This is a genomic window from Winogradskyella ursingii, assembly GCF_013403975.1.
Taxonomy (GTDB): Bacteria; Bacteroidota; Bacteroidia; order Flavobacteriales; family Flavobacteriaceae; genus Winogradskyella; species Winogradskyella ursingii.
This window is the reverse complement of the sequence record NZ_JABFDH010000005.1, coordinates 217314-240615: the sequence shown is the minus strand read 5'-3', so window position 1 is coordinate 240615 and position 23302 is coordinate 217314. Positions and strand designations below refer to the sequence as shown.

The 23302-nt window shown below is 35.4% G+C and carries 17 protein-coding genes; 14 read left to right on the top strand and 3 right to left on the bottom strand.

Going from position 1 to position 23302, the window contains the following annotated elements; translation table 11 throughout:
* Positions 1 to 25: 25 nt before the first annotated feature.
* The 4 genes from HM983_RS16000 to uvrB all read left to right on the top strand — a co-directional run bounded on the left by HM983_RS16000 (position 26) and on the right by uvrB (position 11284).
* Positions 26 to 1801, top strand: coding sequence for a T9SS type B sorting domain-containing protein (locus HM983_RS16000; protein WP_317166971.1), 1776 nt, complete (start codon positions 26 to 28; stop codon positions 1799 to 1801).
* A gap of 176 nt (positions 1802 to 1977) precedes the next feature.
* A complete protein-coding gene (locus HM983_RS13885) occupies positions 1978 to 6804 on the top strand; it encodes a T9SS type B sorting domain-containing protein (RefSeq protein ID WP_179346333.1) in 4827 nt (1608 codons plus the stop codon).
* 81 nt (positions 6805 to 6885) lie between these two features.
* On the top strand, positions 6886 to 9234 hold the full coding sequence (locus HM983_RS13880; protein ID WP_179346332.1) for a T9SS type B sorting domain-containing protein: 2349 nt from the start codon (positions 6886 to 6888) through the stop codon (positions 9232 to 9234).
* Between the two features lie 43 nt (positions 9235 to 9277).
* Complete coding sequence (uvrB, locus tag HM983_RS13875) at positions 9278 to 11284, top strand: excinuclease ABC subunit UvrB (RefSeq protein ID WP_179346331.1); 2007 nt, start codon at positions 9278 to 9280, stop codon at positions 11282 to 11284.
* 139 nt (positions 11285 to 11423) lie between these two features.
* Here the strand turns inward: uvrB and HM983_RS13870 are convergent, their stop codons facing one another.
* Positions 11424 to 11825 carry a TerB family tellurite resistance protein gene (locus tag HM983_RS13870; RefSeq protein WP_179346422.1) on the bottom strand — a complete coding sequence of 134 codons (402 nt, stop codon included), beginning with the start codon at positions 11823 to 11825 and terminating at the stop codon, positions 11424 to 11426.
* A 142-nt stretch (positions 11826 to 11967) separates the two neighbouring features.
* Here HM983_RS13870 and HM983_RS13865 point away from each other — a divergent pair, with 142 nt between their 5' ends.
* The 8 genes from HM983_RS13865 to HM983_RS13830 all read left to right on the top strand — a co-directional run bounded on the left by HM983_RS13865 (position 11968) and on the right by HM983_RS13830 (position 18630).
* Positions 11968 to 12774 (top strand): alpha/beta hydrolase, encoded by an 807-nt coding sequence (locus HM983_RS13865; protein ID WP_179346330.1) that lies wholly within the window; start codon positions 11968 to 11970, stop codon positions 12772 to 12774.
* A 150-nt stretch (positions 12775 to 12924) separates the two neighbouring features.
* Positions 12925 to 13167: a DUF1456 family protein gene (locus HM983_RS13860; RefSeq protein ID WP_179346329.1), complete on the top strand. Its 243-nt coding sequence runs from the start codon at positions 12925 to 12927 to the stop codon at positions 13165 to 13167.
* A gap of 83 nt (positions 13168 to 13250) precedes the next feature.
* Positions 13251 to 13952 (top strand): phosphoadenylyl-sulfate reductase, encoded by a 702-nt coding sequence (locus HM983_RS13855; protein WP_179346328.1) that lies wholly within the window; start codon positions 13251 to 13253, stop codon positions 13950 to 13952.
* Between the two features lie 305 nt (positions 13953 to 14257).
* Positions 14258 to 14647 carry a hypothetical protein gene (locus tag HM983_RS13850; protein ID WP_179346327.1) on the top strand — a complete coding sequence of 130 codons (390 nt, stop codon included), beginning with the start codon at positions 14258 to 14260 and terminating at the stop codon, positions 14645 to 14647.
* A gap of 116 nt (positions 14648 to 14763) precedes the next feature.
* Positions 14764 to 14913: a hypothetical protein gene (locus HM983_RS13845; protein WP_179346326.1), complete on the top strand. Its 150-nt coding sequence runs from the start codon at positions 14764 to 14766 to the stop codon at positions 14911 to 14913.
* A gap of 81 nt (positions 14914 to 14994) precedes the next feature.
* On the top strand, positions 14995 to 15486 hold the full coding sequence (locus HM983_RS13840) for a hypothetical protein (protein ID WP_179346325.1): 492 nt from the start codon (positions 14995 to 14997) through the stop codon (positions 15484 to 15486).
* 35 nt (positions 15487 to 15521) lie between these two features.
* Positions 15522 to 16106 (top strand): hypothetical protein, encoded by a 585-nt coding sequence (locus HM983_RS13835; RefSeq protein ID WP_179346324.1) that lies wholly within the window; start codon positions 15522 to 15524, stop codon positions 16104 to 16106.
* An 88-nt stretch (positions 16107 to 16194) separates the two neighbouring features.
* Entirely contained in the window at positions 16195 to 18630 is a 2436-nt protein-coding gene (locus HM983_RS13830) for a T9SS type A sorting domain-containing protein (protein ID WP_179346323.1), read from the top strand.
* Between the two features lie 112 nt (positions 18631 to 18742).
* Here HM983_RS13830 and sucC read toward each other — a convergent pair whose 3' ends face one another.
* Positions 18743 to 19933: an ADP-forming succinate--CoA ligase subunit beta gene (gene sucC, locus HM983_RS13825; protein ID WP_179346322.1), complete on the bottom strand. Its 1191-nt coding sequence runs from the start codon at positions 19931 to 19933 to the stop codon at positions 18743 to 18745.
* 94 nt (positions 19934 to 20027) lie between these two features.
* Positions 20028 to 20684, bottom strand: coding sequence for a hypothetical protein (locus HM983_RS13820; protein WP_179346321.1), 657 nt, complete (start codon positions 20682 to 20684; stop codon positions 20028 to 20030).
* A gap of 112 nt (positions 20685 to 20796) precedes the next feature.
* Here HM983_RS13820 and lysA point away from each other — a divergent pair, with 112 nt between their 5' ends.
* Both lysA and HM983_RS13810 read left to right on the top strand, forming a co-directional pair.
* The gene (lysA, locus tag HM983_RS13815) at positions 20797 to 22002 is read left to right on the top strand and encodes a diaminopimelate decarboxylase (protein WP_179346319.1); all 1206 of its coding nucleotides are present in this window, start codon (positions 20797 to 20799) and stop codon (positions 22000 to 22002) included.
* 84 nt (positions 22003 to 22086) lie between these two features.
* Positions 22087 to 23277, top strand: coding sequence for a DUF1624 domain-containing protein (locus HM983_RS13810; RefSeq protein WP_179346317.1), 1191 nt, complete (start codon positions 22087 to 22089; stop codon positions 23275 to 23277).
* Positions 23278 to 23302: the final 25 nt, after the last annotated feature.

The following is a 23302-nucleotide window of genomic DNA, read 5'->3' as shown; positions in this document are numbered from 1 at the left end:
TATCTTAGTTTCACTAAAAAATCAAGTGAAAAGACCCTATTACATTATATTTTTAATTTTAAGTGTGTCTGTATTATCAGCTCAAGATGTTTCGTTATTTCAACAATTAAATGGCAGATATGATTACACGGCCATTGGAAACACACTCAACATACAAGAAAACGGACCTACTGCTCCTTGCAATATTCTGACTTCATCTTCTGCGATTCTGAATCTCAATCCCGATCAAAGCATAATCGCTGCATATTTATATTGGGCTGGCTCTGGGACTGGTGATTTTGAAGTAGAATTGAATGGAATTCCCATAAGTGCCGAACGCTCATTTAGTGACTCATTGGATCCCAATCGTATTTTTTTTGCTGCGTTTGCTGATGTTACAGAAATAGTTTTAAATCAAGGTAATATATATTATACCATTTCCGGTTTTGATATCCAAAGTGTTATTCCTCCTTACTGTCCATCTGGTACCAATTTTGGTGGTTGGGCAATTTCAGTAATTTATCAAGATGAAGATCTTCCACTTAATCAATTAAACATATACGATGGTCTGCAAAGTGTTCCGGAATCGTTGTCAATAACTTTGGATAATCTCAATGTACTGGACAACGAGGATGCTAAAATTGGATTTATTGCTTGGGAAGGAGATAATGCTTTGGCCGTTAATGAACAGTTGACCATCAACGGAAATATAATTAGCAATCCACCATTAAATCCCGCTAACAATGCTTTCAATGGTACAAATTCTTTCACTGGCGCATCTGACTTGTACAATATGGACATTGATGTTTACAATATTCAAAATAATATTTCCATTGGAGATACCTCAGCCAACATTACTTTAACCTCTGGACAGGATTTTGTAATGATCAATTCAATTATTACGGTATTAAACAGTCAACTACCTGATGCAACCGTTGTTGTTAATGATTATGTAATAGAATGTAACGACCAAACAATTCAGGTTTTATATACGGTCAATAATTTTAATAGTACCGATTCACTTCCTGCGAATACACCTATCGCTTTTTATGCAGATAATGTTGTGGTTGGCCAATCTGAAACCAGTAATATGCTTCCAATCGGCGGAACTGAAAGCAATTCAATTTTTCTAACGATACCAGAAAGTTTAGGTGAGTCTTTTAAGCTCTTAGCTATTGCAGATGACGATGGAACAATGACCGGAACAATTACAGAAACCAACGAAAACAATAATAGTTTTAGTGTTAATTTAGAATTACTTCTCATACCACAACCAACGCTATTAGCTGACCTCTCGGAATGCAATCAGGGTTTTGAAACTTCAACTTTTAATTTATATGAAGCTATTGACAGTCTGGATGTTGACGAAAATACAATTACCTTCTACCAATCTTTAAATGATTTAGAAATTGAAAGCAATGCAGTTGCTTCACCACAGTTTTATACAAACATTGCAAACCCTGAAACTATTTACGCGCGTTTAGAAGGTGAACCATGTTATGAAATTTTTCAATTTCAACTTGAAGTTGAAAACTGCCCTCCAAGGATTCCAGAAGGGTTTTCGCCAAATAATGATAACTTAAATGACCATTTCAATATCCAAGGATTATATAATATTTTTATTGACCATGAATTAAAAATTTTTAATCGTTATGGTGATTTAATTTTTCAAGGTGACAATGAAAATCGATGGTTCGGAAAAATAAACAGAGGACTTAACAATAATGGTAACTTGGTTCCAGTCGGGACATATTATTACATTTTGCATTTTAACGATTCAAATTATCAACCTTATTCTGGTTGGGTTTATGTTAGCTATTGAGAAGAATATTTATTCTAAATAAACTAAAAGCAATCTCAAATGTTAATATTTAATGTATTTCACCGTATTTATTTGTATTTTATCTAATATTAGTCTATTTTTCCGCTCAATAAAGTTTGAGTTAGTGTTGGCCCCAAATCTACCCTCACTTAAGTTTTGAAATTTAACCGCAACTAATGACGCCTACTAAACGTTCCCTCAGCTTAATTCTGTGCTTATTATGTTATGTCAATTTTGCACAACAAATTTCAGTAGATAACACCATTTCTCCGCAAAGTTTAATTGAAAACACCTTGATTCAAGGGTGTGTAGAAGTATCTAATATTGCGTCTGAGATCAACGGAAATTCTATAGGTATAGGCAGTTATGGTTATTTTGAACGTCATAATTCAAACTTTCCTTTTGAAAACGGAATTGTGCTATCTACCGGAAATGCAAATGCAGCTGGTAACGGACAGAATAACGAAACATTAAATGATGGTAACCCATCTTGGACTACTGATGAAGACCTGGAAACTGCTTTGGGTATCACCGAAACACTAAATGCAACTTCTATAGAATTCGATTTTAGATCTATTTCCAACACTATACAATTCAACTACATACTGGCATCCGAAGAATATTTCAGCAATTTCCCCTGTAATTATTCAGATGGTTTTGCTTTTTTAATCAGAGAAGCTGGCACTACTAATCCTTATACCAACATCGCTTTGGTCCCAGGAACAAACCTTCCCGTAAACACCAACACAGTTCACGACGAGATTGTTGGCTTTTGCGATGCTGAAAACGGTCAATATTTTGAAGGCTATAATATTGGAGATACCAATTATAACGGCAGAACGACAGTCTTATCTGCAACAGCAACAATCCAACCCAATGTAGTGTACCAAATAAAATTGGTTATTGCTGACCAAACGGACGAAAATTATGATTCTGCAGTTTTTATTGAGGGTAATAGCTTCAATGCAGCTGTTGATTTAGGTGATGATATCACTACTTGTGCTAGTGATGTACTTTTAGATGGCAACATCCAAAATTCACAGGCCAGCTACACCTGGTATTTTAACAACAATATTATAACTGGAGCTTCACAACCTACCTACAACGCAATACAAACCGGAAATTACCGAGTTGAAATTGAAATCCCACTTGCAGGTGGAACATGTATCATTGAAGACGAGGTGGCAATCACTCTCAGTTCTACACAATCCTCTGACCCAATTATAGACTTTGAACTGTGTGATGATGCCTCCAACGACGGAATTGAAACTTTCGATTTATCATTAAAAAACGCCGAAGTACTCGCTTCGGTTCCTGCTTCAAATTATAATATTTCTTATCATTTTTCGAATGCCGAAGCTCTGAATGGAACAAGTCCCATAATTAACCCAATTCAAAATTCGGATAATCCACAAACTATTTATGTGCGTATTGAAGATGTTGATAATGGTTGTTTAGCTTTTTCAGAATTTAATTTGGTCGTTAATCAATTTCCAATTATTGTAGATCCTACACCACTTGAAGTATGCGATGATCAAACGGCAGATGGTTTTACCGCTATTGATTTGAACGTAAAAAATGATGAAATAACCAATGGGCAAACCAATCTTGTGGTAACCTACCACAGTTCTGCTTCGGATGCTACTCTTGGAGTCAATCCGCTACCAATGCCATATGTGAATACCAATACAAATGAACAAGTTTTTGTGAGTGTCCGAAATCCTCAAACAGGATGTAGCGCTACCACTACTTTGGATATTTCAGTTTTAGATAATCCTATTATAAACACAGACCGTCACTATATTGATGCCTGTGATGCAGATCATGACGGGTTTGCCGATTTTGATTTAACTACAATTATTGATGATGTTTTAGATGGATTGACTGGTGTAACCGTAACTTTTCACGAATCCAATGATGATGCACTTTCTGGCTCAAACCCAATCGCTGATGATACAAATTACTCTAATATTATAGGTGAAGAACAGCTCGTTTATATCCGTGTAGAAGATGATATCACTGGTTGTGCTTCGGTAACTCCCATTGAAATTCACACTAACTTATTATTAACAGGAACCAACATTAACGATGTTACTTTTTGCGATGTAGATAATGATGGTGTTGAAGAATTTGATTTGATTAATATTGCTGGCGGAATTATTAATGATTTGGATAATGTTACGGTTGTTTTTTATGAAAATGAAGATGACAGAGATAATGAAACTAACCCAATTGATACCACAGTCCCTTATGTACCAGGTAGCAATCCGCAAACTTTATATTTAGCGTTAGCCAGTGAAACATGTAATGATATTGCTGAAATTCAATTGATATTGTTACCTGTTCAGGAATTTGAATCTATTGACGACCAAACAGTTTGCGACGAGGATCAAGATGGATTTACAGTTACTGACTTATCACAATTTGATGTTTTGGTAACGCTAGGTCAGTCCGATTACGCAGTCACTTATTTTCCTACTGAGGAAGATGCATTAGCTAATACCAATGCATTACCAAATTTTTATACAAATGCCGTCAACCCATATACAGTGTATCCTAGAATCGAATCTGTGGGTACTGGTTGCTTTGATGTCAATTCTTTTGATATTACTGTGCTTGAAGCACCTATGACCACTGCTCCATCCGAGATTATTATTTGTGATAATGATCAAGACGGTTTTTCACAAATTAACCTTCAAGATGTCATTACCGAAGTTGTCACAGATACCAACAATCGTCTTTTTAGTTTTTATAATTCACAGAATGATGCGGAAAATGCTTCAAACGAAATTACAGCTGAAACTAATTATAGCGCACAAACTGAATCTGTTTTTATTAGAGTTGAAAATGCGCAGACAGGTTGTTTTTCAACTGAAAGACTTTCAATTATTGTAAATACTCTTCCAGTTTTTCAACCTATTGATAATTATAATATCTGCGAAAATAACAGTGATGGTATTGGTGAATTTATATTCAGCACTAAAGATTCCGAAATCTTAAACGGTCAGGCCAACAAACAAGTGCTGTATTTCCGCAATCAAAATGATGCAGACAACAGAACAAATGCTATTGACAAGAATAATGTATTTCAAAATACATCCAACCCACAAACTATTTTTGTAAGAGTTGAGAATATATCTGATCAAGATTGTTACGGAACGTCCAGTTTTTCAATTGAAGTTGGTAGTAATCCAGAATTCAACATACCTGATAACTGGTTTGTTTGCGATGACGTTTCTAATGACGGTAGTGAGTCTTTTGACCTTACAACCAAAATTGCTGAAATTACTGAGAATATTTCGGACGATTTATCAGTGACCTTTTACACCTCTCAATATAACGCTGAACATAGTATAGACCCCTTGCCGCTTGAATTTTCAAACACCGTAAATCCACAACAAATTTACGTACAGATTGATAACGGAACTATCTGTAATTCCATAACATCTTTTGAGCTCAATGTGATTCAGGTGCCTCAAGTGAATCCTTCACAACCTCTGGTAACTTGTGATACAGATTACGATGGACTATCTGAATTTGATTTAACCATTGCAGAATTTGATATTTTAGATGTAAGGCAAGATGATATAAGAATTGAATATTTTGAAAATTTAGACGATGTTGAAACGGGATTAAATGCCATAGTAAACCCAGAGCAGTACGAAAATGTTGCCAGTCTACAAACGGTATATATCAAGGTGACCAATACCATTTCGGAATGTTACGCAACCGTGCCAATTGAACTTATTGTGAATCTTCCTCCTGCAATTAACGATTTTCAAGTTTATGATATTTGCGAGAATGCGACTAACAGCTTTGATCTAAATGAAATTAATTCAGTTTTAGTAGATGACGGCAATAACATTTTAATAAATTACTTTAGTTCTGAAGCTGATGCACTCAACAATACAAATGCTTTAGATACCGACTACACCTATCAATCTAATTTTGATCTGATTTATGCTCGAGCACAATTTAGCACCACACAATGTGTCTCTATTTATGAATTTAATTTAAATGTTGATCTGTTACCTTTTGCAAATCAACCCAATGATTTAGAAGCATGTGACGACGATTTTGATGGACTTTTAGAGTTTGATTTATCGCAGCAAGATGTTAGTGTTCTCGGTTCGCAAGATTCAAATTCATATACTGTAACCTACTATAATAATGAGCAAAATGCTAACGATGGTGTTTCGTTAATTGAAACCAATTACATCGCTTTTGATGGTGAAATAATTTTTGCGCGAGTTGAGAATAATGCAACTGGTTGTTATAGTTTGTCACAATTCAATATTTACATCAATCCGCTTCCAGTAATCGATATCGAAGATCAGGTAATTTGTTTGGATAATTTCCCATTACTAGTTTCTGCGAATACCAACATTACAACTGATCAATATCTATGGTCTACAAATGACACCACACCAGAAATTGAAATTACGGAAATAGGTAGTTATTGGGTAACCATTACCACGGCATCTGGATGCGAAAACACACGAGTATTTAACGTTACAGAATCTGAAGCAGCCAGCATTGATGTGACCGAAACGGTTGATTTTTCTGATCCAAACAATATTACTGTTACTATAAGCGGTATTGGCGATTATCTTTACCAATTGGATGATAATGAGCCACAAGAAGACAGTGTTTTTGAAAACGTTAGCATGGGTTACCATACCATTACTATAATAGACCTCAACGGATGCTCAAGTGTTACTAGAGAGGTATTGGTCATCGATGCTCCAAAATTTATGACACCCAACAATGATGGTGCTTTTGATACCTGGCACATTGTGGGAGTTGAAACTTTACCTGGAACCATTATTCATATTTTTGATCGCTATGGTAAATTGCTCAAAAAATTAAGCCATAATTCACCTGGTTGGGATGGTACCTTCAACGGAAATAAAATGCCTGCGAGTGACTACTGGTATTTAGCTGAAGTGAAACGTGGCACAGAGTCTTTTGAGGTCAAAGGTCACTTTTCTATAAGGCGTTAAACAAAATTTCACCTACTTTAACAACTCATTTTTATTTCATAATCTTAAGGTTGCTTATCTTTGCGGTCCCTTAATATTTAGATGAAACAATTACTTTTACTCATTAGTTTCTTATTGACGCTGTCATGCTTTTCACAAAATATCATTGTAGATAGCCAAACTTATACTCCACAACAACTTATTGAAGATATTTTAATAGACAGTGATTGTATTGAAAACGTGGTGGTTACTAATGTAGTTGGTGGAAATTTTAATAGCTCGGATGAAAGCTATGGTTTTTTTGATGCTACAGGAACTACATTTCCTTTTCAAAGTGGTTTGGTGATGAGTACCGGAAGATTGGCAAATGTACCAGGTCCAAACAATAATCTAAGTGATGATGATGCGCCTGGTTGGAATGGTGATAATGACTTAGAAGTTGCACTAAACGAAAGTAATACCACAAATGCTACCATATTGGAATTTGATTTTACATCTGTGGCGTCTCAAATTAGTTTTAGATATATTTTTGCTTCGGAAGAGTATCAGGAAAACAATCCTAATAGTTGCCGGTTTTCAGATTTATTTGGTTTTTTAATACGTCCAGCAAATAGTCAAGAACAATATGAAAACATAGCTCTCGTTCCTGGCACCAACATACCAGTAAAAGCAACTACAGTAACACCAGGTGTTCCGGGAAGTTGTCCTCCAGAAAATGAAACTTATTTTGGGACATATAACGGCACAAATGCTCCAATAAATTTTAATGGGCAGACTGCAATATTAACAGCCACGGCAAACGTAGTACCAAATGAAACTTATCATGTAAAATTGGTAATTGCGGATGAACAAAACTTTAGATTTGATTCTGCTGTGTTTTTGGAAGCTGGTAGTTTCCAGCTTTCGACTGATTTAGGCATAAACAGACTGTTGTCCACTAACAATCCGTTATGTGAAGGTGAAACCCTTGACCTCACCATCAATGAACCTGGAAATCCATCTTACGATTGGTTTCGAGACGGAGTTTTAGTACAATCTTCACCTAGTGGTTGCATTAACTGTGGCACGTATACAGTCACACAGCCTGGCACTTATACTGTTGAGGTTGGGCTCGACAATAATTGCATTTCCTATGGAGAAGTTGTAATTGAGTATGCACCCACTCCTACAGTAACAGATTCAATTTTAACAGAATGCGACCTTAACCAAGATGGATTGACCACATATAACTTATTTAATGCTGAAAATGATTTAACAGGAAATGATGATGGTCTGGCCATCGTGGATTTCTTTTTCAACGAAAATGAGGCCATTAATAACATCGATCCAATTACCAACCCAACTAATTTTGAGAATGACATACCTCAACAAATTGTTTACGCTAGAATTATAAATCCGGCCAACTGTTTTGAAATTGCCGAATTACAATTAATTACATCAAATAACAGTGTAGCTATCGACCCTCTAGAAGCATGTGATGGAGAAATAATTGACGGTTTTGCTGAATTTAATTTAACAGAAATTGAGGCATCTATAATCAATCAAATCCCAACCGGCTCCGAAGTCACATATTACGAAAACGAAGCCAACGCTTTGAGCGGTATAAATCCTCTACCAAATATATACGAAAACATTGTTGAAGACTCTCAGACAATTTTTGTAAAGATTGAAAACCACAACCAGTGTTTTAGTATTTCTACGGCAGAACTTAATGTAATCTTCACCCCTGAACTCGAAAACGACGTAACGCTCTTTTATTGTACTGATACATTCCCTGAGACTATAAGACTTTTTGGAGGTGTGGTCAATGACCTGCCAAATAATTACTTTTACCAATGGTTATTCAATGGAACAGACACAGGCTTAACTACTTCGTTCATTGATGTAAACGAAGTTGGAATTTATACTGTAATCGTTACCGACCCAAACGGTTGCTCATCTACTCGTGAAATTACAGTCAGCTCCTCATCTAGCGCCATGATAGATTCTATAAATATTGAAGGAATTGCACCCAACAATAGTGTCACAATTACTATTTCTGGAGACGGTGTTTATGAATTTGCATTGGATGATCCTATCGGATTTTATCAAGAAAGTAATGTGTTCACAAACGTTTCTGGGGGAATACATACCGTTTATATTAGAGACAGAAATGGTTGCAGTACGATAGACGAAAGTATTTCAGTTATTGGCTTTCCAAGATTTTTCACACCTAATGGAGATGATGTAAATGACCTTTGGCTGGTTTCTGACTTAAACACACCCACTAGCCAGATTGAGAATATTAGCATCTTCAACCGTTACGGAAAACTTATAACTCAGCTTAATTCATCAAACTTAGGTTGGGACGGAACTCTTAATGGTAAAGATTTGCCTAGCAGCGATTATTGGTTTTTGGCTAAATTTTCTAACGGAAAATCTTATACTGGCCATTTTACGCTGAAGCGATAATTTACCGTTTTATTTCCCATAATCTTTATCGTAACTTTGCTCTATGCGATTTAAAATTGAGTCAGAATTTAAACCTACAGGAGACCAGCCACAAGCTATAAATCAATTAGCAAAAGGTATTAGCAATAATGAAAAATACCAAACGCTTTTGGGAGTTACAGGCTCTGGGAAAACTTTTACCGTTGCTAATGTCATTGAAAAAGTACAGCGACCGACTCTGGTTTTGGCACATAATAAAACTTTGGCGGCTCAACTCTATTCAGAGTTTAAACAGTTTTTTCCTGATAATGCTGTTGAGTACTTTGTGTCTTATTACGATTATTATCAACCTGAAGCATATATCCCGGTTTCTGGTGTTTATATAGAAAAGGATTTATCTATTAATGAAGAAATTGAGAAAATGCGTCTCAGTACTACTTCTTCCCTACTTTCCGGTCGTCGTGATGTTTTGGTGGTTGCTTCAGTATCGTGTTTATACGGCATTGGTAACCCTATAGAATTTCAGAAAAACGTTATTACTTTAGAACGTGATCAGGTTATTTCGCGCACAGCGTTATTGCATAAATTGGTTCAAAGTCTCTATTCCAGAACTGAGGCTGATTTTAAAAATGGAAACTTCAGAATTAAAGGAGATACGGTTGATGTATTTCCAGGATATGCAGACCATGCTTTCAGAATACATTTTTTCGGAGATGAAATTGAAGAAATTGAAGCTTTTGATGCGCATTCGCAAGAAATTATAGAACGTTATGATAGACTGAACATTTATCCTGCAAACATGTTCGTCACTTCTCCAGACGTACTGAATGGCGCTATAAAAGACATTCAGGATGATTTGGTTTTACAACACGATTATTTTAAGGATATTGGTAAACATCTCGAAGCAAAACGCTTAAAAGAACGTACTGAATTCGACTTGGAAATGATTAGAGAACTCGGCTACTGCTCTGGTATTGAGAACTATTCGAGATACTTGGATGGCAGAGCACCAGGTACAAGACCGTTCTGTTTGCTCGATTATTTTCCTGATGATTATTTAATGGTGGTAGACGAAAGTCACGTGACCATTTCCCAAGTCCATGCCATGTATGGTGGTGACCGAAGCCGAAAAGTCAACTTGGTTGATTACGGTTTTCGATTACCTGCGGCAATGGACAATAGACCATTGAAATTCGAAGAGTTTGAAGCGCTTCAAAATCAAGTGATTTATGTGTCTGCTACACCTGCAGATTACGAAATGCAAAAAACTGATGGTGTATATGTGGAGCAAGTGATACGACCTACGGGATTATTGGATCCTGTAATTGAAGTGCGACCAAGCCTAAATCAAATTGATGATTTAATTGAGGAAATTCAACAACGTGTTGAAAAAGATGAACGCACGCTTGTCACTACATTAACCAAAAGAATGGCTGAGGAATTGGTGAAATATTTAACCCGAATTTCCATTCGATGCCGTTACATTCATAGTGATGTGGACACTTTGGAACGTGTTGAAATTATGCAGGATTTACGTAAAGGTATTTTTGATGTTTTGGTTGGTGTCAATTTACTTCGTGAAGGTCTGGATTTACCAGAAGTATCTTTGGTCGCCATTCTTGATGCAGATAAAGAGGGATTTTTACGTTCTAACCGTTCACTAACTCAAACCGTTGGTAGAGCTGCAAGAAACCTCAACGGAAAAGCGATAATGTATGCCGATAAAATTACAGCAAGCATGCAACGCACTATTGATGAAACTGAGTACAGACGAGAAAAACAAATTGCCTATAACACTAAGCACAATATCACACCAACAGCATTAAAAAAGAATTTGGATAGTGCTTTGGCAAAGAATTCAGTGAGTACTTATCGTACAGAATTAGATGCCAAAATTGCTGCTGAACCAGAAAGTAAATATTTGACCAAAGGCGAACTCGAAAAGAAAATAAGAGAAAAACGTAAACAAATGGAGCAAGCTGCAAAAGCTCTAGACTTTATGGAAGCGGCTCGTTTTAGGGATGAAATAACCGCTTATCAAGAACGATTGGAGACTTTGAAGGTGAAGTGATTTTTATATAAAATTGCTGCAAAACACCCTTAAGGTAAATTTAAAGTTCCCAGACATTATGAGATACCGCTTTTCATCTGTATAAATTCAACCTATAAAATTGAAGGCGCCTGATGGGCTTTTCAATTTTGACTTTCATTTAATTATATTGGACCTTAAATATATCTATCAAGAAATCTGGTGGAACTATTTTATTTGGAAAACTGTCCATTAAGTCCAGTACTCTATTTATAGACTCATGACTCAGACCCATTCGTAAGCCAAAATTGTGGATTTTCACCAACTGTTTTGGTTGTACTTTATGATCTAGATTCATAAGAAGTACCAAACGGTGAAACTGAACAATGCGCTCGCTATGCGATTTTAACGGCACGTAAGTCACGGGATGTTCAAATAAATATTCAAAATCCGTTTTAGAAATCTCTAATTGTTTGGCTATACTATATAGAAAGTTATACTCAACAGTATTTATGGTATCGTCGACTTGCGCAAAGGCAATCATCTCTGAAAGTAAGCTTAATTTTTCGACACGGTTAATCATCATGAGGGGGAATTATTTTTATAATGTAAAGTTACAGCGATACATTATTTTATTGTCGTTGATATAATGTATCTTGTCGAAAAATTTGATGTAATTTATCGGTAATTTTAAACTTTAATCAACCGCTAATCACCATTATAGCATGAGTTTCAAGCCCTTTTTATTACTATTTTTTATATTTTTTAGTGTTAAAATCAATGCACAAAGCACTGCATCTAAACAGGTTACAAAGTTTAGTTTAAATGCACCTCAATTAGATACCGTTAAGACTATTTGGGTGTATTTACCTAAGAGTTATCAAAATTCTGAAAAACGCTATCCTGTAGTTTATATGCACGATGCGCAGAATTTATTTGATGCTGAATCGTCTTTTGTTGGCGAATGGCAAGTTGACGAATATTTGGATAGCTTAACTAAAAATGAGAGCATTATTATAGGAATTGAACACGGAAATGACAAACGTATTGACGAATTAACACCTTACAGTAATGAAAAATATGGTGGTGGAAATGGTGATCGTTATATAAGCTTTATAAAGGATAATCTCAAAACGCAGATTGACAGCACCTACAGAACAAAGCCCGAAGCTGAAAATACCACAATTTTGGGTTCATCATTAGGTGGACTGATATCGTTTTATGCCGTAGTTAGATTTCCCGAAACGTTTGGAGAAGCAGGAGTATTTTCACCTGCATTCTGGATCAATCCTGAAATTTATGAACTTGTATCTTCAACCGATATTGCAGAGACTTCAAAATTCTATTTTCTTGTCGGCACTGCAGAGGGAGAAACTATGGTACCAAATTTAGAGCGTATGGTGAATTTATTAAAATCCAAAGGAGTTTCGGAAAAACAAATAAAAACCAGTATTATTGAAGGCGGTGAACATAACGAAAAGTTTTGGTCAGAAAATTTTGGAAAGGCTTATCTTTGGCTTTACTCGAATTAAATTAATTGTTGTCTGGCTGAGCCCTTCGACTGTACTTCGACAAGTACAGCAATCACGCTAAGAATAAACTAAATTCGAAGCCTTTTGGTTATATAATTTGTATTAAAATAAACAGATTTCCTTTTTCAAGGAAACGAAATTAAAATTTCAATGACAAATAACGATATATTTAAAAAATTAAGAGTCGCACACAAATTACGTGACGATGATATTGTAAAAATCTTGGAACTAGTAGATTTCAGAATTTCTAAGAGTGAGCTTGGCGCTTTTTTCAGACGTGAGGACCACCCGAATTATATGGAATGTGGTGACCAAATTTTGAGAAATTTCCTTAATGGATTAATCATTCATTTGCGAGGACCGATGCCAAAACCTCAAAAAAAGAAGCCTTAAATTATCAACCTCATAAAAATGAGCTTTCAATTTTTTTGTTCCTCGAGTACCTCTTAACTTGAGCCGATTGACAGCTATTTCATATGTTTGAAACCACTTCCCGAATAAGACCTCTGCTCAGTTTTACCGCTGAAGAAATTAAGGCTTTGAATGCTAAATATAAACCGCTTTCTGCGAGCGAACGCATAAAGCAATTGTATAAAGATTTTGACGCTGCAGATGTAATGCTAACAAGTTCTTTTGCGGCGACCTCTGCGTTTTTATTAAAATTGGTTTCTGATATTAATAACCAACAAGAAGTGTTTTTTATTGATACCGGTTATCATTTTGACGATACGCTGAGTTATAAATCTCAATTAGAAAAACAATACAACCTTAACGTTAAGTCTGTTTCCGCTATTGAAGAGGAACATGAGTTTACTTCTAAGGATGAAACCTGGAAAAAGAATCCGGATTTTTGTTGTTCTATCAATAAGGTAAAACCTTTAGACCGCATAAAGCAACATTTCAGTATTTGGATGTCGGGACTTATGGAATGGCAAAGTGACCATAGAGCATCACTTGATATTTTTGAACTGCGAGGCGAAATGCTAAAATTCTATCCATTATTGGACATCAGTAAAGAAAAACGCGATGCTTATATAGAAGAGCACCAATTACCATTTCATCCTTTGGTAGCAAAAGGCTATAATTCCATAGGCTGTAAACATTGTACTGTGCCTGGTGAGGACCGCAACGGCCGTTGGAACAACAATCCAAAGACTGAATGCGGATTGCATTTATAACACATTTACTGAAATAAAATACTTAGGTTAACACTTTCTGTGCCTTAGCCTAACTTTTAAAAATTTCACCTATACTCGTCCTTAACGGATGAAGTGGCTTGGGTTCGTCTTAATAAAGATAATATTGTTAATACGAAACATTACATAGTTTTTGCAATAGGTTAATTATTAACTTTAAAAATAATAAAACACCAAATTTTACAACCATAAAAAAAATACCTCTTCTATTATTTACAATAACGCTCTTAAGTACCACAGCCTGCAACAACGACGACGATAACGGCTCTAGAGACCCAATAGACCAATTGCCAGCTGCTACGCAGACTGGTGAGAATACTTTTGGTTTTCTTCTCAATGGAGAACCCTTTTCAATAACAAATAGTTCTCAAATGTCTGCGATATATCAAGGAGGTTTTGTTCAATTTCGAGCTGCTGGAGTTTTTATTACGCAGAATGACCCTTTTGAAACTAATGTTAATTACAATCTCGCTGGGAAAGCAAGATACATAGAAGATAATGGACAACAACCTTGCTATTACGACTTTGATGATTCTTTTGAAGGTAATTTAATTTTTACAAAAATAGATCAAACTAATTATATCATTTCTGGGACATTTGAATTTTCTACCGTTACTGAGGATTGCGAAACAGTCATAGTCACAAACGGCAGATTTGATATGCAATATATACCATAACATTTTTTAACTATTAATCTTAGAACCAATTAATTATGAAAAAACTACTCGTTTTTACACTACTCGTTATTGCCTTATTTTACGGCAATGCATAAAATACAAACTATTATGACCGTATGGAGCAGGTCTTTGGCAACATAGACAAAACCAAGGTTACTACTGGATTTCTTAAGGAATTTGGTATCCGCTTTAATGAAGTTGAGGACTACAACGGCGTTATAAGCACAAACAATCTTATTGATAAAACCCAATGGCAATTATCTTAACCTTAACAAAAAGTACGGAAAAACCGTAACAGCAATAAATTAATTATCAATACCTTTAATCATAACCCAAATACCAATGCTATGAAAAAAATACTTCTTCTATTATTTACAATAACGCTCTTAAGCACCACAGCCTGCAACAACGACGACGATAACGGCTCTAACGACCCAATAGACCAATTGCCAGCTGCTACGCAGACTGGTGAGAATACGTTTGGATGCTTAATAAATGGTGAGCCATTTGTAGTGTCTAATACAAATAATCAAGTAGCAATATACCAGCAAGGTCAGCTACAGTTTGGTGGTGGAGGTATTTCTATGATTATTAATGAGCCTTTTTCAACAAATAACCAATCTGATTTAATAGGTAGAGCAAGATATATTGTCGACCCAAACCCTCAAATAGGTTGTCATTATGAATTTGAAGACAGTTATGAAGGTTTCGTTGTTTTTTCTAAAATTGATACAGAAAACTTTATAATATCTGGAATATTTCAGTTTTCATCAGTAAATGATGGATGTGAAAATATAGACATTACTAATGGTCGTTTCGACTTACAATATATACCATAAAATTATATAACTATTAATCTTAAAACCAAACAATTATGAAAAAACTACTCGTTTTTACACTAATTACTGTTGCCGTATTTCTCGGCAATGCTCAAAATACGGATTACTATGACCGTATGGAATATGTCTTTGGTAACATAGACAAAACCAAGGTCACTACAGGGTTTCTTAAGGAATTTGGCATACGCTTTAATCAGGTGGAAGCTTATAACGGTGTTATCAGTTCAAATAATTTAGTCGATAAAACACAATGGCAATCGCTTTACTCGTCATTATATACGATGCGTGTCGGTACGGTAGCACAAAATATGACCGCACCAAATGTGGTGTTCGATAATCTTACCAATCAACAGGGTAATGCTACAGAAGATGTACTTTTGGCTGCACAATATTATACTTACCAACAATACAAGACCAATGCTTTAAGTAATGGTGATGTAACCGTAACCAACGACCAGATTTTTGATGTAGCTGGCCGTAATCCTTACGACACCCAAACCGTTTTTGGTGCAGCACCATTGAATAAACAGTTACAAGGTGATACTTTTACCTTTAAACTGCCCAGCGGTCTGGTCTATACAAATACCAGTTTAAACTTAAACCAAGTACAGGTCATTTGATGATGGTAACGGCTACCAAACCATTGCCTTAAATACAGCGAAAAGCGTTACCTATACCTCTGGTGGCGAAAAGGACATTAAAGTAAAAATGGTCTATAGCAATGGCCCAACCTTATATAGTGAAAGCAAAATTTGGGTTGACTATATCCCTTCTGGCGGTGGTACTCAGGCTAGATTTGATGGTTTTGGTTTGTTATTTGATGAAGAGCCTATTCCAGGCGACCCGTATCAAGGCACTTCCGCAACAGGTTTGGTCACCGTAGAACTGGCACCAGGCCATACCGAACTCACCAAGCCCTTGATTGTGGTAGAGGGTTTTGACCCAGAAGATGATTTTGTTTATGAAGATTTTATTAATGATGCTACAAACGGTGGTATTGACGTACCTATTGACCCTGCAACTGGTACAACTCTTAATGAAGCCATAGAAAACGAAGACTACGATTTGGTCTTTGTAGATTTTGCCAACAGCACCACGCACATACAGCGCAATGCCTATATGGTAGAAGCCGTAATCGAGTGGGTTAATGGTTTAAAGCAAACCGCAGGCAGTACAGAGCAAAACGTGGTCTTGGGTATGAGTATGGGTGGTTTAGTGGCACGCTACGCGCTAAGGCACATGGAGATAGACAATGACCCAACCACCAACCACGATACCAAACTCTATATTAGCCATGATGTACCACACCAAGGAGCCAATGTACCTTTGGCGTACCAAGCTATGGTAAGGCATCTCTACGGAGAGACGATTTCCATACCTATTTTATTTAGCCTAATTGACTTTGAATTAATCTCGTTAAATTCTTTGGTGGACGATTTAGATAACGGCTATGATTTGTTACAGTCGCCCGCAGCAAAACAAATGCTAACATATCAACTACAAGGTAATGGAGATAGTGTTTCAATTAATAATAACAGTTTACATGATAGCTTTCTGGCAGAAATAGCTAACATGGGATATCCCTCACAAGGAGGCATACGTAATATAGCTATTGCTAACTGCTCTGAATGCGATGATGCATTGGGTTTTAACGTTTATGACACGTTAGTAAATGTTGATGAAACCATAGATTTACCATTTTTTATTACTAATCTAGGATTGGCTTTTTTAAATTTAGCGGGATGGAATCCCTTAAAAACTATATCCTCTCTGTTGTCCACAAATACAGATATTAAAGCGCAATTTAACTTGAAAGCATTGCCGAATCAAGAATATAAAAGGATTTATAAAGGTAAAATTTTTATTAAGAAAAAGATTTTGGGTTTTATAACCGTACGAGAAGATTTAATAAATGAGGAAAGTTTGTATTCTTCATCTTCAATGTTACCCTTGGATAATGCAAGTGGTGGTATTTATGATATTGAGACATTTATAGACTTACCTAGTGATTTTGACGATTTCTTAGTTGAACGAGAATTTAATTTTATACCAACATATAGTAGCTTGGATATAGACGGTGGCTTACAAGCTATTGGCTTAGGTGATTTAAACAAAACCTATTCCCCTTTAGCACCACCCTTATCACCAAAAAACGTACCTTTTGATAATTTTTTCACGAATGACCTCACTAGCGAGCAACATATCCAATTCACATTAAATAGTGGGAATTGGCTAATAGAAGAATTAGATAATGATGTTGATAGAGGATTTTATTCGTGTGCGTCTATCTGTCCAGAAGATTTACCTTTGGAAATTGTTGGGTCTGATTTTATTTGTAATTCGAGTTCAGAAACGTATCACATAAATAATATTAGGCAAGGTGTCACTATAAATTGGAGTTTATCTCAAACGGGTGGGTTATCATTATCACAAAATGGAAGCTCCGTTACAATAACAGCTTTAGGTAATTTTAGTGTAGAAACAATTTTAACTGCGTCTATTGAAACTGATTGTAATAATGTAGAGATTACTAAAACTATTGGTGCTGGTAATGCAAGTGTAAGTACAATTACTTTTAATAATGATTTTAATGACCCTGGATATTGGTGCTCCAGTCACTACAATAATACCTATAGCATTTCAACAAATCCAGATAATGTATCAACCCATCAAATACGCTTAAAAAAGTACCCTAACCTCAATACGATATATGCACCCTCAACAAATTATACTGGTACAAGTGGCACTATGAACTTCACACCTACGCCTGGGTTTTACCTTTTTGAGGTCCGGTTTAATAATTCTTGCGGTTGGTCATCGTGGTATGGGCACGAAGTAGAGTTTATAGACTGTACACAAGGTGGCGGCGGCAGTAGTGGTGAGGATAGATTTGCGGTTTACCCTAATCCATCATCAAAACAATTTACTGTTCAGAAAAAATTAAGTGAAACAAAGACAGGTAAATCACCTAATGAGAATAACACTACCAATTTTACACTTTACGATTTTTCTGGTAATTTAATTTTAAAAGGTACATTGACCGATAGAATTTCTATTAATGTTTCATCACTCAAAAAAGGGAAATATATCTTATCCCTACATCAAGGCGAAAATGAGGAAACACATTTAGTTCTAATAGAGTGATACTCTCTAATAATATAAACTAAACCAAAAAAGAGCGACAATTAACTGTCGCTCTTTTTTAATATTTCTGATTAGGCATGAGATGCTGAAACGAGTTCAGCATGACGCAACTTTAACTCAAAACCTTCTGCACCTTATCCGCTGCTTCTTGAAATTCAGTTGCACTCATTACGTCCAATCCTGAGTTATCAATTAATTCCTTGGCAATATCTGCATTGGTTCCTTGTAAACGTACAATGATTGGGACTTCAATATTTCCCATATTTTTATAAGCATCAATTACACCCTGTGCTACTCGGTCACAACGTACAATTCCACCAAAAATATTAATCAGAATAGCTTTTACTGCTGGATCCTTCAAAATGATTTTAAATGCCGCTTCTACTCTAGCTGCATCGGCTGTACCACCAACATCCAAAAAGTTTGCTGGTTCACCACCTGCCTGTTTGATCAAATCCATAGTTGCCATCGCCAAACCTGCTCCGTTAACCATACAACCAACGTTTCCGTCTAAATCTACATAGTTAAGACCTAAAGCTCCTGCTTCTACCTCAATAGGATTCTCTTCACGTAAATCCCTTAGTTCAGCTAAATTTCTATGTCTAAACAATGCATTGTCATCTAAAGTTACTTTAGAATCTACGGCTAGAATCTTGCTGTCACTTGTTTTTAAAACCGGGTTGATTTCAAACAATGATGCATCAGATTCTACATAAGCTTTATATAATGCCGTCACAAATTTTGTCATTTCCTTAAATGCCGTTCCGGATAATCCGAGATTGAAGGCTACGCGACGAGCCTGAAAAGGCATAATACCTAAAGCGGGATCAATTTCTTCTGTAAAAATTAAGTGTGGAGTTTCTTCGGCAACAGTTTCTATATCCATTCCACCTTCGGTAGAATACATGATCATATTTCTTCCTGTACTACGGTTAAGAAGTACAGACATATAATATTCATCTGGCTCACTATCGCCAGGATAGTAAACATCCTCAGCAATTAAAACCTGATGTACTTTTTTACCTTCTGCAGATGTTTGTGGTGTAACTAAGTTCATCCCAATTATTTGTCCTGCAATCTCTTCTACTTCATTGAGGTTTTTAGCGAGTTTTACTCCGCCACCTTTTCCACGTCCGCCTGCATGAACTTGAGCCTTAATAACGTGCCAGCTTGTACCAGTTTCTGATGTTAACTGTTTTGCAGCATCTACAGCTTCTTTGGCGCTTTTAGCAACAATACCACGCTGAATGCGTACACCAAAACTCTTTAATAATTCTTTTCCTTGATATTCGTGTAAATTCATTTGTAATCAGAAGTTTATTTAGTGGTACAAAAATAAGCATACTAAAACGTTTCCCAAATAAAAATCCTATTCTTATTTGTTGTATTAAATAGCCTCAGTCTTTTAAATGTTTTATCACAGAAAAAGCCTTATCTACCAAATGGTCCTCAACTAAAATGGTAAATTCATTGGTGGTAGAAATGACTTCGTACATGGCTACATTCTCCCAAGCCAGACGCTTAAAAATCTGATAATATAAACCTGCAACTTTAGAATTGTTCTTTGGTAAATTGATGCTAATGGCAGACAGTTTTTCCTGAAGTCCGATTTGATTTTCATTTTTAAAACATTCTAAAACCACCTTTTCTTCAGAACTGGAAATAATCATATTGCTTTCAAAAATGCCACGTGTAAAGGTGTAAAAAATCTGATGCTTGTCTGTGATTTTATCCAGAACCTTAGAATGACTGTCAATCAACGTCTGGGAATTCTGAAATGTAAAATCACTGAGATTAGAACGGACCGTAATATCACCTAAATTCTTAAATACACTTTTGAGCGATTTAGAACTATCCATACTAAACCTATTATTATAGCGTCTTAAGGCCATCATAATAGCGCCTTCTTTTACGGGCTTTTTCAATATTTTTGAAATAGGTTCTTTAAGATCTTTTGCCAAAGCTGAAAAATTAATTATTTCTCTTGACAGTGCTTCTTCCAAAAATGGCTGGGAAACGATAAGGTCTTCTACGCAGGAGGCAATAGTTCTCATAATGTTAATTATTTAACAATCTGTGCAAAACTAGTAAAAAAACATAATAATTCTGTTTAAACTAATTAATACTTCTACTTTTGAAGATTCTTGGTAATAATTAAAGCGAAAAATGGATCATAAAACCCTTTTACAAATAGCTTCGGACTATGGCAGCCCTATATATGTCTATGATGCTGAAAAAATCGAATCTCAGTACAAACGTCTAACCAATGCTTTTAGTAAAGTAAAACATCTTAAACTTAATTATGCAGTTAAAGCTTTATCCAATATTTCAATTTTAAAATTGTTTAATTCTTTAGGCTCAGGTTTAGATACCGTTTCTATACAAGAAGTTAAACTTGGGTTAAAGGCTGGATTTAAACCTGAATCTATTATATATACTCCTAATGGAGTGTCTTTGGAGGAAATTGAAACTGTAGCCAAACTTGGTGTTCAAATAAATATTGATAACCTTTCTATCTTAGAACAATTTGGTACTAAACATCCTAAAACACCTGTTTGTATTCGTATAAACCCCCATGTTATGGCTGGTGGAAACACTAACATTTCTGTGGGACATATAGATAGTAAATTCGGAATTTCAATCCACCAAATTCCACTATTGCTTCGCATAGTAGAAAACACTAAAATGAACATCAACGGTATCCATATGCATACTGGAAGTGATATTTTGGATATAGATGTGTTTCTCTACGCGAGTGAAATTCTTTTTGAAACTGCAAAAAACTTTAAAGACTTAGATTTTATAGATTTCGGTTCTGGTTTTAAAGTCCCATATAAAGCAGGTGACATTGAGACCAATATTGAAGAATTGGGTGAAAAATTATCAAAACGTTTCAATGAATTTTCAAAAGAATACGGTAAAGAATTAACCTTGGCTTTTGAGCCTGGCAAATTTTTAGTGAGTGAAGCTGGTGTGTTTTTAGCAAAAGTAAATGTGGTAAAACAAACTACCTCAACAATTTTTGCTCAATTAGATTCTGGCTTTAACCATTTAATTAGGCCAATGCTTTACGGCTCACAACATGATATTTTAAATATTTCTAATCCTAAAGGTAGGGAACGTTTTTACTCGGTTGTAGGTTATATTTGTGAAACTGACACCTTTGCCAATAACAGACGTATTTCTGAAATAAACGAAGGAGATATTCTCTGTTTTAAGAATGCCGGAGCATATTGCTATTCTATGGCGAGCAATTACAATTCGCGCTACAGACCTGCTGAAGTTTTAATCCATAAGGGCAAAGCACATTTAATCAGAAAGCGCGAAACGTTTGATGATATTCTTAACAATCAAATTGAGATTGCAATTTAAATTATGAAGCGTTACTAATCTGGTAGCGCTTTTTTTATATCTTTAAACATTCCTCAAGTCTTTTAATTAAAAAATTAAAAGAACATGTCATCAATCAAATCGACCAGGATAGAATCTATAGATATTCTACGAGGACTGGTTATGGTCATTATGGCTTTAGACCATGCAAGGGATTATTCAAATACTGGATATATGTTTGCAGATCCCACGAATATAGAAACAACAACTCCTATTTTATTCTTTACCAGATGGATCACGCATTTCTGTGCTCCAGTATTCGTTTTTTTGGCTGGTACGGCTGCCTTTTTATATGGAAGTAAAAAAAATTCGAAAAAAGATCTTGCAAAATTTTTATTTACCAGAGGACTTTGGCTGGTTTTTATAGAACTTACAATTGTAAACTTTGCTTGGACTTTTGACCTTAGCCTTAGTGTACACATATTTCAAGTCATTTGGGCTATTGGTATATGTATGATGTTATTAGCAGCATTAATATACTTACACAAAAAATTACTTTTGGCCTTAGGTCTTATTATTGTTTTTGGACACAATTTATTAGATGGCATCACGCAACAAGGTACAGAACCATTATCAATATTATGGTATTATGTGCACCAATTTAATTTCCAAGTTATTAATGATGGACAAGGTATGCTAGCCATTGCTTATCCGTTTTTACCATGGTTAGGAATTATTATATTAGGCTATTGTTTTGGTCATTTCTACCAAAGTGGGTTTGATGCTAAAATTAGAAAAAGCTGGTTACTTCGATTTGGTTATGGAGCTATCTTTCTTTTTATTATACTGCGTGCTCTAAACGTTTACGGAGATTTAACACCTTGGGCAGCTCAAAAAGATACGACTTATACTGTATTATCATTTTTTAATGTCACAAAATATCCTCCGTCTTTAATCTATACATTAATGACACTTGGGCCAGCATTTCTTTTTCTGTATGCGATTGAATCCGTTAAAAATAAAGTTACAAATTGGTTACTTGTTTTTGGGCGTGTTCCATTTTTCTATTATATAATTCATCTTTATTTTATTCATCTAATAGGAATGGTTGGACTTATTATACTTGGCGAAAATTGGCAAGAACTTATACTAACTGTCGATCGTTTTAAAAGTGGATATTTATTCAATATCGGATATGATCTATGGGTTTCTTATGTGGTCTGGATTTTAACAATAGTCATACTATTTCCTATTTGCAAAAAATATATGAAGTACAAAGCCAATAATAAAGATAAATGGTGGCTTAGTTATTTGTAACTTTAAAAATAAATCAATCGTCAAA